Annotated in this window: 12 protein-coding genes; 10 read left to right on the top strand and 2 right to left on the bottom strand. The window is 42.3% G+C overall.

The annotated features are described in order from the left end of the window. Positions 1-244: 244 nt before the first annotated feature. The 10 genes from FTV18_RS11910 (at position 245) to FTV18_RS11865 (ending at position 9,983) form a co-directional block, all read left to right on the top strand. Entirely contained in the window at positions 245-3,025 is a 2,781-nt protein-coding gene (locus FTV18_RS11910) for a nitrate reductase (protein WP_180011428.1), read from the top strand. Continuing rightward, positions 3,022-3,660 (top strand): molybdenum cofactor guanylyltransferase, encoded by a 639-nt coding sequence (locus FTV18_RS11905; protein ID WP_180011431.1) that lies wholly within the window; start codon positions 3,022-3,024, stop codon positions 3,658-3,660. The genes FTV18_RS11910 and FTV18_RS11905 overlap by 4 nt, the downstream gene beginning before the upstream one ends. Positions 3,661-3,795: 135 nt before the next feature. Next, on the top strand, positions 3,796-4,848 hold the full coding sequence (gene moaA, locus FTV18_RS11900; protein WP_180011433.1) for a GTP 3',8-cyclase MoaA: 1,053 nt from the start codon (positions 3,796-3,798) through the stop codon (positions 4,846-4,848). 1 nt (position 4,849) lies between these two features. After that, a complete protein-coding gene (locus FTV18_RS11895; RefSeq protein ID WP_034170381.1) occupies positions 4,850-5,101 on the top strand; it encodes a MoaD/ThiS family protein in 252 nt (83 codons plus the stop codon). A gap of 1 nt (position 5,102) precedes the next feature. Then, positions 5,103-5,651 carry a molybdenum cofactor biosynthesis protein MoaE gene (locus FTV18_RS11890; protein ID WP_125279282.1) on the top strand — a complete coding sequence of 183 codons (549 nt, stop codon included), beginning with the start codon at positions 5,103-5,105 and terminating at the stop codon, positions 5,649-5,651. Between the two features lie 49 nt (positions 5,652-5,700). Next, complete coding sequence (moaCB, locus tag FTV18_RS11885; protein WP_180011435.1) at positions 5,701-6,624, top strand: bifunctional molybdenum cofactor biosynthesis protein MoaC/MoaB; 924 nt, start codon at positions 5,701-5,703, stop codon at positions 6,622-6,624. Then, on the top strand, positions 6,624-7,853 hold the full coding sequence (locus FTV18_RS11880; RefSeq protein ID WP_180011437.1) for a molybdopterin molybdotransferase MoeA: 1,230 nt from the start codon (positions 6,624-6,626) through the stop codon (positions 7,851-7,853). Before moaCB ends, FTV18_RS11880 begins: the two co-directional genes overlap by 1 nt. Positions 7,854-7,868: 15 nt before the next feature. Next, a complete protein-coding gene (gene modA, locus FTV18_RS11875; protein ID WP_180011439.1) occupies positions 7,869-8,630 on the top strand; it encodes a molybdate ABC transporter substrate-binding protein in 762 nt (253 codons plus the stop codon). A 26-nt stretch (positions 8,631-8,656) separates the two neighbouring features. Further along, positions 8,657-9,340 (top strand): molybdate ABC transporter permease subunit, encoded by a 684-nt coding sequence (gene modB, locus FTV18_RS11870; RefSeq protein WP_180002452.1) that lies wholly within the window; start codon positions 8,657-8,659, stop codon positions 9,338-9,340. A 1-nt stretch (position 9,341) separates the two neighbouring features. Next, a complete protein-coding gene (locus tag FTV18_RS11865) occupies positions 9,342-9,983 on the top strand; it encodes an ATP-binding cassette domain-containing protein (RefSeq protein ID WP_180011441.1) in 642 nt (213 codons plus the stop codon). On the opposite strand, the gene FTV18_RS11860 is transcribed toward FTV18_RS11865, so the two are convergent. Both FTV18_RS11860 and FTV18_RS11855 read right to left on the bottom strand, forming a co-directional pair. Then, on the bottom strand, positions 9,973-12,525 hold the full coding sequence (locus FTV18_RS11860; protein WP_180018217.1) for an EAL domain-containing protein: 2,553 nt from the start codon (positions 12,523-12,525) through the stop codon (positions 9,973-9,975). The two genes, FTV18_RS11865 and FTV18_RS11860, sit on opposite strands and share 11 nt — an antisense overlap. A 144-nt stretch (positions 12,526-12,669) precedes the next feature. After that, positions 12,670-13,299, bottom strand: a complete 630-nt coding sequence (locus tag FTV18_RS11855) for a GGDEF domain-containing protein (protein WP_257218597.1) — start codon at positions 13,297-13,299, stop codon at positions 12,670-12,672. Positions 13,300-13,538: the final 239 nt, after the last annotated feature.

The raw sequence follows: 13,538 nt of genomic DNA, 5'->3' as shown, positions 1-13,538 counted from the left end.
CTGTTTGAGCCAAGACAAAATATGAAAATGAATGTTTCTGCGACCTTTTTGATACATGCCGGATGAGGGCGAGTTTTGCGGATCTTACGCCACAGTGTGGCTCAGGTTTTGCCTACTTTTCCCGAAAGAAAAGTAGGTCGAACCGAAGGTTGATCCAAATAAATGAGTTGCATTGAAAAGACACCGTTGTAATGAACCTTTTTTGAAAAGAATTAAATTGTGTTTCAACTCCTAAGGAGCATCCATGAACAGTATTCCCGTTGTGGAAATTGAAAGCTCCACAGAATTAAAAACTAAAACCACACAGACCACGTGCCCATATTGCGGCGTGGGTTGTGGTGTGACTGCACATGTAACGCCGACCACATCAGGTCCGAAAGTGACTGTTGAAGGCGATGCCAATCATCCTTCCAATTTCGGCAAGTTATGCATCAAAGGCAGTAATCTCGCAGATACTTTAGGTCTGGAAACCCGCTTACTGCAGCCAATGTTGGGTCGTAAAGATCAGCGTGAAGTTACCAGTTGGGATACTGCAGTTTCGACCATTGCCAATAAATTCCAGCAATGCATTGATCAATATGGCCGAGACAGTATCGCGTTTTATGTCTCAGGTCAGCTGCTGACCGAAGATTATTATGTGGTAAACAAATTCGTCAAAGGCTATCTCGGTACTGCAAACATCGATACCAATTCACGTTTATGCATGTCTTCGGCTGTTGCAGCACATAAACGAGCTTTTGGCGAAGATCTGGTTCCAGCCAGCTACGAAGATTTCGAACATACCGATATGGTGGTACTGGTCGGTTCCAATACCGCTTGGTGCCATCCAGTATTGTACCAACGCATCATGAAAGCCAAGGAACAGCGCGACCTGTTTGTGGTTGTAGTAGATCCGCGTTTTACCAGTACCTGTGAAGCAGCAGATCTACACCTACCAATTCTGCCAGGTCAGGATGTGGCGCTGTTTAATGGCTTATTGCAGTACCTCTGGAAAAATGGTCACGCAGACCAAGAATTTATTGCTCAACATACACAAGGCTTGGAGCAAGCCTTAGTACAAAGTGAAGCTGAGTCTCCGATTCAAGAAGTTGCTCAACGTACCGGTATTGCAGTCGAGAAACTGCAAACTTTTTATCAGAAATTCGCCAAAACTGAAAAAGTTATGACCCTGTTTTCAATGGGGGTCAATCAGTCTTCGCAAGGGGTGAATAAAGCCAACAGTATTATTAACTGTCATTTGCTCACCGGTAAAATCGGCAAACTCGGTGCAGCGCCATTTTCCATGACCGGTCAGCCAAATGCGATGGGCGGGCGTGAAGTCGGTGGTCTAGCCAATATGCTGGCTGCACATCTGGATTTAGAAAATCCGGGACATCAGCAGCTGGTACAAAATTTCTGGCAAAGCCCGTATATTGCTAAACAAGCAGGACTGAAAGCAGTCGATTTATTCCAGGCCGTTGAAAGCGGCAAGATCAAGGCGATCTGGATTATGGCCACCAATCCGGTGGTCAGCTTGCCAGATGCAGATCAGGTCAAACGCGCCCTGGACAAATGTGAATTCGTGGTAGTGTCTGATATCTGTCAGGATACGGATACCACACAATATGCTGATGTCTTGTTACCTGCTTTAGGTTGGGGGGAAAAAGATGGCACCGTGACCAATTCAGAACGTCGTATTTCCAGACAGCGTGCTTTTTTAGATGCACCGATGCAAGCCAAAGCTGACTGGTGGGCGATCAGTCAAGTGGCTCAGAAGATGGGTTTCACAGGTTTTGATTTTAATAATAGCCATGACATTTTTCTGGAGCATGCCCAATTATCTGCTGAGCAAAACTCTGATTTAAGTCAGCGATCTGAAACGCCATATTTCCGCTATTTTAATTTAAAAGGCCTAACCGATTTAAGCCTAGCTGAATATGATGAACTGAAACCGGTACAGTGGCCAGTATGGAGAAAAGATCAGGCAGAAGATTCAGTAGCTCGACTCTATAGCGAAGGCCAGTATAGCCATGCAGATGGCAAAGCCAAGTTTATTGCTACCACGGCAATTGATCCGGTGAATCAGATTTCCAGTGAATATCCTTTAATTTTGAATACCGGCCGGATCCGCGATCAGTGGCATACCATGAGCCGTACTGGTCTCTCTGCCAATTTAAGTACCCATCGTGCTGAGCCGTATTGTGAAATTCATCCACATGATGCCTTAAAATACGGCATTAAAGATAGCGAGCTGGTAGAAGTCAAATCGCAATGGGGCAATTGTGTCTTGCGTGCGACTGTCAGTGACAATATCCGCCGTGGACAGGTCTTTGCCCCGATTCACTGGAATGATCAGGTCGCATCCGATGCCCGGATCGGCAAGGTAGTAAATCCGGTAGTGGATGCCATTTCGGGTGAACCTGAGTTCAAGCATACTCCGGTCATCATCCATCCATTTTATAGTCAGTGGCAAGGCGTATTTTATGTGCGTCAAGGCTTTGAAAAAATCGTACAGCCGTCGATTGAAGCTACCGTGTGGTGGACTAAAATCACTACCAGCAAGGCAATACGTTATGAACTGGCAGACCGGAAGAAATTTAGCTATACCACTGAGCATTTAAAAGAATTATTGCCATTTCAGGATGAAAGTTTTGAATGGCTGAATCTTGAAGATCAGACCGCCCACATCAGTCATAGCGTGATACTTCAGGGTGGTCATGTGATTGCCAGCCTATATATTGCACCGAAGGCCTTATTGCCGGACCGCGACTGGGTGGCAAGTCTGTTTAAACGTGAACGTTTAAGTGCTATGCACCGTAAGGCTCTACTTGCCGGACAGCCGATGTCGATGGCAAATAATGAAGGTCCACTGGTCTGTAGCTGTTTTAAAGTCGGTAAAAACCGCATTATTGAAACCATTAAAACTAAAAATATTACGGATGAAAAACAGGTGACCGCATGTTTAAAAGCCGGAGGGAATTGTGGTTCGTGTTTACCTGAAATCCGTGGCCTGATTAAAACATGTCAATTGGAGACGGTAGAATGAAAAAAGGAGCCGAGAGAGAAAATAATAAAACAGCTTATCCGCGTACTGATCTGGTGATCCTGGCGGGTGGACAGGCAAGACGCATGAATGGCATCAACAAACTGTTGCAGAAATTCGATGACCAGATTCAGCTGATCAAGATTCACCAACAGCTGAAATCGAATGTTGCACAGGTCTGGATTAACAGCCATCGCGACTATTCCATTTACCAGAAACTCATTCCCAGTGTTCATTATTATCAAGATGATGAGCCAGGCTTTCAGGGGCCGTTAATGGGCATCAAAAGTGCCTGGTCGCATGTGCAGTCGGATTGCGTGCTGTTTGTCCCTTGTGACGTAACTTATATTCCTTCCAAAGTATTGCTCAAGTTGCATCAGGCTCTAGCCAAAAACAGTCTGGCTCAAGTGGCTTATGTGGAAATTAACGGCAAGCCACTTTATCCATTTTGTCTGGTCAAACGCAGCAGTCTGGCAACCCTGAACTTACATCTTGAACAGGAACAGCGCAGCCTCAAACACTGTTTTGCTGATTTGCACGCACAAGTGGCACGTTTTAAAAATCGTGCGCTATTTTTTCACAGTATTAACTCGCTGGATGAACTGCAACAGTATCAACAGCTCAAATTTCTGCACTAAAAACTGAATATTTTACTTTTGGCACAAAGTTGGAACACTTATTGCAGATCTTATTATTACAAGATTGGGCGTTTTGAGTTTCGCGCACTACATATGTGCAACAACCCGCCCAATGCCTGAAGATGGATGTTCAACATGAATATGATGACACAGCTTAAAAATGATGCCTTGTTTGTCGATCAATTCGGTCGTGGCAAGCGCAAGCTAAGGATTTCAGTGACCGATCGCTGCAATTTCAAATGTGTTTATTGTATGCCTGAACATCCTGAATGGATGAAAAAACACGATCTGCTCAGTTTTGAAGAGCTGTATCAATTTTGCGATTTTATGGTGCGTCATGGCATCCAGTATATCCGCATTACTGGTGGTGAGCCGTTAATGCGTCAGGGCGTAGTGCATTTTGTTGAACAACTGCAAGCGCTGAAAAAGCTGGGACTACAACGCATTTCCATGACTACGAATGCGCATTACTTAAAACAATATGCACAGGCCTTAAAGCAGGCGGGACTGGATGACCTGAATATTAGTTTGGACAGTCTGGATGCTGATCAGTTTAAACAGCTGACTCAAAAAGATTTGGCACCTGTGCTGGAAGGAATTCAGGCAGCACAAGTCGCTGGATTAGCGATTAAGATCAATACCGTATTGATGCAGGGTATCAATGATGATCAGATCCTGCCATTGGCGCGCTGGTCAGTTCAGCAAAACATTGTCCTGCGCTTTATCGAATTTATGCCACTTGATGGTGATCACAATTGGTCTACTGAGCATGTAGTCAGTGAACAATACATTTTAGAAACTTTGGCGACTGAATTTACGCTCACTCAAAAAACTAATAATTCTGCCCAATCAGCTTCGGAACCCGCACGCCAGTATCTGATTGATGGCCATCCAATTGGAATTATTTCAACCATTACCAATTCATTTTGTGGCAGCTGCGACCGCTTGCGATTGACTGCACAAGGTGAATTTTATAACTGCCTGTTTGCACCTCAAGGTTTGAATCTTAGAAAGGAAATCAAATCACTAAATGCATCTGTAGCTCTAAGTGAGTTGAATTTGTATGGTGCTTTATCCCGATATATCTGGAACAAAGAACAGGGCTTTCATGCCATAGAGCAGCGTTTAAAAAATCAAAGTATGAATCAAAACAGCCGCAAAATTAGTATGCACATGATAGGAGGCTAAGATGTCACAGATCAGAATCAGAATTGAAGCCTTCGGTGCGGTAGAGCGACAGTTACCGCAAGATCTCGAAATTATCTGCAAATCTCAAAGTACCGTATCTGAAGTTTTGAATCAGGTGGGACAAGATTATCCTGATGCATTTGGCATGATTGAACGCTGTGCCTGTGCCATCGGTGAAGATATCATTTCACGTCAGACACCTCTTCATGCTGACAGTACTTTGGTGCTGTTGTCACCTGTCGCAGGAGGCTGAAATGAGCAAATTCAAACAGATTTCCCGGATCCAAGATACTGCTTTAGATCTGGAAAGTTTTGATCCGATCCAGTCTTTTCCTGAATGTGGTGGAGTCGGCGTATTTATCGGAACGGTACGTAATCACCATGAAGGTAAAGCAGTCAAGGCACTGAAATATACGGCCTATACACCTGTTGCAGAAAAAATGATTCGCCAGATTGAACAAGAAATCCAGGCCAAATACGGCGTGTCCTATGTGCGGGTGATTCATCGAATTGGGGCACTAGATATTGGTGAAAAAGCCATTATTGCAATTGCTTATGCTGCACATCGACGTGAAGCTTTTGCTGCTTGTGAGGAAGCAGTAGAGCGGGTCAAACATGAGGTGCCAGTCTGGAAAGAAGAGTTTTATATGGATGGCAGCAGTCAATATGTTGAGGGGTGTTGTATCCGTAAAGATGTAGAAATTACTCATACGCATCGTCATTCAGAACATTCAGATGAGACGCATCAACATTGTCATCATGCCAAAGAGAATACACCATTCATCTATCAATGGCCGATATAAGTTAGAACAGACATACGTTTAAAGAAGAAATAAACTATAGGAACATGCAATGAAAAATGTCGGGATGAAAGCAGAAAGTTATCGGACTGCAGTAGCTACAGGGATTCTGCATGCACCGCCACATTGCATTGAGTTATTACGAAATGGCAATACGGAAAAGGGTGATGCACTAAAGACAGCTCGCATCGCCGGGATTTTAGGGGCTAAACGAACCGATGAACTGATTCCGCTGTGTCATCCTTTACCAATTTATCGTGCAGATGTGGAATATGAACTGTTTGATGCGCATGTCAAAATTATTGCCACAGTAGAGACTATTGGTCCAACCGGTGTGGAAATGGAAGCCTTGACTGCCGTTAGTCTGGCTGGATTAACCCTCTATGACATGCTCAAACCACATTGTGAACCGGAAGATCTATGTCTGGATCAATGTAAATTGCAAAAGAAAAAAGGCGGTAAATCGCATTTTACCCGTGTCTTAAAAGAAGCCTTGCCAGCATCCATCATTGTGCTTTCAGATACAGTCGCTGCCGGTAAAAAACCGGATACAGCAGGGCAAAATGTCCTGGAAATATTACAAGAAGCCAATTTTGAAAATATTGCCTATCAGGTAATTCCAGATGATCCTGAACAGTTATTGGCATTGGTTCATCAACAGAAAAATGACTATCCATTGATCCTGACTGTAGGTGGAACAGGCTTAGGTCCTAAAGATCTAACAGTTGAAACTTTACAGCCTTTACTGAAACGGGAAATTCATGGACTCATGGAAGCTTCACGCAGTTTCGGCCAGAAACGAACGCCGTATGCGGCTTTAAGTCGTGGCGTTGCTGGCTATATTGATAACAGTTTGGTAATGACTTTACCGGGCAGCCGACAAGGTGCCAAAGAATCTTTAATTGCCGTACTACCAGCGTTGGTACATTTATTTGATGTGCAAAAAAATATTCCACATCAAGGCGGTTATCAATAATGTCTGGATGCGGAGCAGACCATGGTCTGATTACAGTAGATCAGGCTTTAGAATTGATTTTGCAGCATACTCAAGTGTTAGCAACTGAACGACTGAAGTTGAATCAGGCCCTGAATCGTTATCTGGCAGAAGATATTTATTCTGGGATTAATTTACCGTTATTTTCGCAAAGTGCCGTAGATGGTTATGCACTGTGTACCCAAGCTGCAATTGAGCCAGAAAGTGAGTTTCAGCTTATCGGTGAAATTCGGGCAGGGCAACAGGATGAGCTGCAACTTCAGGATGGTCAGGCAGTCAGGATTTTTACCGGTGCTAAAATTCCGCTTGGGACTACTACGGTCGCACGTCAGGAAATTGTTCAAGTGATTGATTCATCCAAAATCAAAATTATGGAACAGCTCAGCGCTCATGCCGATATTCGCGATGTGGGCGAAGAAATTTCAGTCGAGCAATTATTGGCCAATAAAGGTCAACAGCTGTCAGTCGGTGCAATTGCCTCTTTAAGCATGGCGGGAATCAATACTGTTGAGGTTTTTCAATATTCTAAAGTGGCTGTGGTCATTACAGGTGATGAAGTTGCTGAAAGTATAGAAGACTTTGTAGCGGGTAAAATCTTTGATGCCAACGGTCCCTTGATTGAAGCCTGGTTTCAGCAAGCCGGGCAGCAGGTTGAAATTTTTCATGTTGCAGATACTGAGGCGGCAGTACGGAATCTCATTCAAGAATTATCAGCAAGCTATGACCTGATTTTAACCACAGGCGGTGTATCTGTCGGAGATTATGATTTCATTCGGCCTGTAGCACTAGATTTAGGCTTTGAACAGATATTCTGGAAAGTAAAACAGAAGCCGGGCAAGCCGATGTTCTTTGCCCAGCTACAGCGAAATGATAGTTCACATTGTTATCTGCTGGGTTTGCCGGGAAATCCCGCAGCAGTGTATGTCGGCATGCAGATCTACACCGCAACTTTATTAAATGCCTTACAAGGACACAAATCTCAGCCGAACTGGTTTAATGCTGTACTCACCCATGATCTGAAAATGGATACCAGAGAGCGCTTTTTAAGAATGTCTGCCAGCTTTGAGCAGTCGGTTTTACGAGTTAAAAGTCTGTCTAAGCAGCAATCACATATGCTGAGCAATCTTATGCAGGCTAATTGTCTGGTTCGCATTCCGGCAGGAAAAAGCCTGAAAGAAGGGGATCTTGTTCAAGGCTTATTTATTCACTGATAAGGGTAGATGCACATGAAAAAATCTCTGTTTTTATCCATGTGCATTGCCATGATGTTTTCCTCAGTCCATGCAGGAACAGTGAAGGTTTACGCCGCAGCGAGTCTAAATAATGCTGTGACCGAAATTTCCAGGATTTACCAAGCCCAACATCCACAAACTAAGATTATTTCTGTATTTGGTGCATCTTCTGCTTTAGCCAAACAGATCGAAGCAGGAGCTAGTAGTGATCTATACTTTTCAGCTGATCAGGATTGGATGAATTATCTGGTACACAAGAAACTTATAAATTCCAGTTCAGTTCATCCCATCCTGTTAAATCAGTTAGTGGCGATCAGCCCGAAACATCTGAATATTCATTTTAAACCCCAGTCCAGTTTTAATTTTGCCCAGTCCTTTAAAGGTTATGTATGTACCGGGCAAATGGAATCAGTGCCTGCCGGAAAATATGCCAAGCAAAGTCTGACCAAACTGAACTGGTTAAATGGCTTGAAAGGACGAATTGTTGGAACGGATGATATACGCTCGGCTTTGGCTTTCGTCGAACGCGGTGAATGTGAAGTGGGGATTGTCTATAAAACTGATGCCTTGATCAGCCGAAAAGTAAAAATCATCGGTACTTTCCCAGCAAATTTACATAGTCCGATTGTTTATCCTTTAGCTTTGACACGGCAAGGTGTGCAGAATAAAGAAGCAGTGCAATTTGAACAATTTATACAAAAAAGTGCGCAGGCTAAAGCCATCTTTCAAAAATATGGATTTAGGCTGAACCCCTAGACAATGGCTGGAGAAATAACTGCAAGATGTTAAGTCCAGAAGAACTCAGTGCGCTCTACCTGTCTGCCAAGGTGGCCAGCTTTGCGACCTTATTCTGTTTACCTTTTGCAGTAGCATTGGCTTGGGTTTTGGCCAGATATGAATTTCGGCTTAAGTTTCTGGTCGAAGCATGTTTGCAATTGCCGATGGTGCTGCCACCTGTGGTTTTGGGTTATCTGCTTCTGATACTGTTTGGTAATCAAGGCATGATTGGCCAATATCTCAATACACTCGGATTGCAACTGGCATTTAACTGGAAAGGGGCGGTATTGGCCTCGATGATTGTGGCATTTCCGCTGATGGTGCAACCGATCCGTTTGTCATTTCAGCTCATGAATCAGCAACTCGAACATATCGCAGGTTCATTGGGCGCAGCACCGTGGAAAGTGTTTTGGAGTATCAATTTACCTCTGGCGATTCCCGGTATGCTGATTGGTAGCATCTTATGTTTTAGCCGCAGTCTGGGTGAGTTTGGTGCCACCATTACTTTTGTGGGCAATATTCCGGATGAAACCCGCACTATTCCCATCGCAATTTATTCCTTACTGCAACAACCAAATGGTGAAGAAATGGCGATGCGTCTGGTGACATTGTCTATTTTCTTGGCATTTACTGCCTTAATTGCCAATTATTTTATTTTGCAAAACTATCAACGGAAATTAGGAGGCTGAAATGTTGAAGTGTGATTTTCAATATCAACAAGCCGATTTCGAGTTGAATATTAAACTGGAAATATCGCAGCAACTATTGGGGATCGTCGGTGCATCTGGAAGTGGGAAAAGCACATTACTCAAAAATATTGTCGGGTTATTGAAACCTGATCAAGGATATATTCAGTTTAATCAGCAGGATTTAACCAATATAGAAAAGCAAATAAATATTCCAATGCATCAGCGCAAAATTGCATTAGTTTTCCAGAATGCTTTGCTGTTTCCACATATGAATGTGCAGCAGAACCTATGTTATGCAGAAAAACTGATATCTAAAGCAGATCGAAAATTCCAGTTTGAAGACATCGTGGAATTATTAGAATTAAAGCCTCTAATTTATCGCAAAGCCCATCAGCTATCAGGTGGAGAAGCGCAGCGCGTTTCTATTGGCCGAGCATTACTGTCTTCACCGAATCTTTTATTGCTGGATGAACCTTTAACGGGCCTAGATCAGCAGTTAAAACAGCAGATTTTACCCTTCCTAAAACGGATCAAAGACGAGCTAAATCTACCGATGATTTATGTGACTCATCATTTAGAAGAATTAGCTTACTTAGAAGCCGAAACTGTACAGCTCAAAAAGGGCATATTAATCAGGAACTGATTAACTCCAGCTGATTGAGTCGGGCAGGTTTTGCATAGTAAAAACCTTGCAGATAATCACAATGATGTGATTTTAAACACTCAGCCTGTTCAGGATTCTCAATTCCTTCCGCAACGACTTCCAGATCCAGCTTATGCGCTAGGGTAATCATGGCTTCAATAATGGCCTCATCTCGTGGATTGCCAGGTAAATGCTGAACAAAGCTACGATCCAATTTGATTTCATCGATCGGAAGACTACGTAAATAACTTAAACTCGAATAACCAGTGCCAAAGTCATCTACCGAAACTTTAATGCCCAAAGCTCGGACATTTTTTAAGATCTCAATGGACTTATCACCGCTGGCAATCAGCATGCTTTCAGTCACTTCGAGTTTTAGTAACTCATGCGGGAATTCAATTTCCGCTAATAATTGCTGGAGATCACTCAGGAATCCACTTCTTTTAAACTGTAAAGGAGATAGATTGACGGCAACCGAAATTTGAGTCTCATGCTGCATATTCCAGGCTTTAACTTCCTCACAAGCCTGTCTAAGTACCCATTCGCCAATTGAGACGATTTGCCCGGTCCTTTCTGCAAAAGGAATGAAATCGGCAGGAGAAATAAAGCCTTTTTCTGGATGTTGCCAGCGGATCAAAGCTTCCAGACATTTGACCTTGCCCGTTTCACTGTCCAGAATCGGCTGATAAAACAGTTTAAACTGCTGTTCATGCAGAGCGACCATCAGTTCATGACGAAGCTGTACATAATCTACCTTCGGTAAAGGCTCTTTCGTGAAATTATACCAGTGCCAGGTATTACCCCCTTCGGCATTGGCGTCACGCATGGCATCTTTAGCAGCATTGATAAACTGCTTAACACATTTAATGTCTGGATCAGCATCAGCCACACCAATACTGGCACTCAGATGAATGTCATAACCATCTACGTGAAAAGGCTGAGATAATCCGGCGATGATTTCTTCGGCACGTACAGCGACTTGCTTGAGATCAGTCATTTGAGTTAATAAAATTGCAAACTCATCCCCTGAAAATCTGGAAATCACATCTTCAGGCTCCAGGTTTTGGCTCAGACGATTGCCCACTAGTTTTAAAATTTTATCGCCAATATCATGACCGAGGCTTTGATTCAAAGGTTCAAAATCATCCAGATCCAGATATAAAAGCACTAGATTTGCAGAACCACTCTGCGCTAGATGCAGTTTTTCCTGAACCACTTCTTCAAACAGCTTATTGTTGATAAAGCCGGTTAAATGGTCATGTGATTCCTGATAAGCGATTAGTTCTTGCTGGGCAACATGCTGACTCACATCCTGTTGAATGGCAATGAAATGAGTGCACTTATGATTTTCATCAAAGACTGGACCTAGGTTTAGCTTGTTCCAGAACCAGTGTCCATCCTTACGATAATTTTTCAGGACAATCTTGATTTCAGATTTATTCTGAATGGCTTCGCTGATTTGCTGGACGCTTTCCGCGGAAGTATCAGGTCCCTGCAAGATGCGGCAATTTTTTCCTTTGAGTTCTTCCAGGCTATAACCGGTAATCTGCTCAAAGGCCGGATTAACATATTCAATAGGCTGGTCATTTTCTGCCGAGGTTAAAATAATGCCATGCGGATTTGCATCGACACTGCGTTTCATTAAGCGCAGCATTTCATTGTTTTGATAACGTTCAGTAATGTCGCGTGCCACGCTAAAAATACCGACAATTTCCTCATTCACTTTAATTGGCAAAAAAGTTAAATCGAGCCAGTATTTCTGTCCTGCCGAGTTATGTGCCTGAACTTCAAGGTGTCCAGTCAGACCATGCTTGGCCTGCTCAAAGGCTTCTAAGGCAAGAGGGCGATGTTCAGGTTCAATAAAATGATCAATTTTAGTTCCGATATGCGATTTAACACCAACTTCGTTAAAAAATTTGGTGGCCAGGTTGGCATCTACAATATTGCCGTCCAGATTATGCTCAAAAATTGCATCGGGATGAAAAGAGAAAAATGACTGATATTTATCTTTGAGATGATTTCGTTTTTTGCGTTCTTCATACAACTCAAAGGTTAAGGCGATCAGCGAAGCCGCATATTGCAGAAGGTCAATTTCATTTGGAGTAGGGGACTTAATCGAACGATAATAAGTACCAAAAGAGCCAAAAAGTTTGCCACTCCCGTTGGCAATTGGTACCGACCAGCAGGCTCTTAAACCATTTTGTTTAACCAGATCTTTATATGCGACCCAGTTCGGATCATTGAATAAATCCTCACAGACCACTAAACGACGATGATATGCAGCTGCACCACAAGCGCCAACATTCGGGCCGATTTTTAGATCTTTTGAAGCTTCTACATATTCTCTGGAAAAATAGGCTGGTTCTTTTATTAAATTAAGCGTTTGTTCCTGTTCCGAATACAACATGACAGATACCAGTGCATCCGGGATTTTGTCCCCTAACCATGCGGTAATCGCATCTATGATATCCTCTAAGGCAGCAGCTTGACCAATCAGATTAAAAATCTCTTGGCTGGTGCCTCCATTATAAAAAGAAGTCATATTGTATCCTTAAGTATAAACCTCTATATAAACCTAGAAGTATTAAAGAAATTATACTGTTTTTTTGAATAAAAGATCTAAACCCCATAACACAATAACAAAATAATATATTTAAATTATCTACTTAATAACTGTATAAAAATATTATAACTGAGCACTTTTTTCACCTGTCACCACACGATTTCTCCCTAAATGTTTGGCTTGATATAAATTCGTATCTGCTTGTTTTAAAACTTCTTTGATATCAGACGAAGTTAAAGGCCAGTGTGCAATACCGAGTGAAGCAGTGACTATTCCTACTTCAAGTAAATAAGTCGATGCCAGTTTATGTCTTAATCTTTCAGCAATTTTAGAGGCTTGTGAAATCTCTTTGACTGGCGCAAGAATAATAAATTCTTCACCACCAACGCGACAGCAAATATCCTGTTCGCGAAAACTTGCCCGAATAAATCCGGCAACTTTGGTTAATACCACATCACCCATATCATGCCCATGACGATCATTAATTTTCTTGAAATAGTCAATATCCAAAACCACCACAGCAAAATAAGTTTTATTGCTAATTAAATCATTTAAAAATAGTTCAAAGCCACGACGATTATAAAAGCCGGTTAAAGGATCGGTTAAAGTATCCTGTTTAAGTTCTTCAATCTCCTGATTAAAAACGTTTACACTAGATAATAGGGACTTCTTGAATTTAAAAACTTCAAAATACCAAGGCTTAATATGATTAATCTTTTCAGTGATACCTGGATCATTCAAATGACTTGCCATTTTGGCAAGATCATTTAATGGAGAGGTAATAAATTTCGAAATACGCCAGATGATTAAAAAGATAATAATGTAGATAACAAAAATTGTGCCAATCACTTTGTAGGCAAGAAGAGAGGGCGTTCAAAATTCTGTGTCAGTAAATTTGACTAGATTTTAATTATATCATCTAATCGACCTTCAAAGTAAATGGATAATTGAGTAATCGTTTGTCCCCATTCCTGAATAGGCATTGTCCATTT

Source organism: Acinetobacter sp. YH12241 (assembly GCF_013417535.1).
Taxonomy (GTDB): Bacteria; Pseudomonadota; Gammaproteobacteria; order Pseudomonadales; family Moraxellaceae; genus Acinetobacter.
The sequence above is the reverse complement of the archived record's forward strand: the minus strand, read 5'-3'. Positions and strand labels throughout refer to the sequence as shown.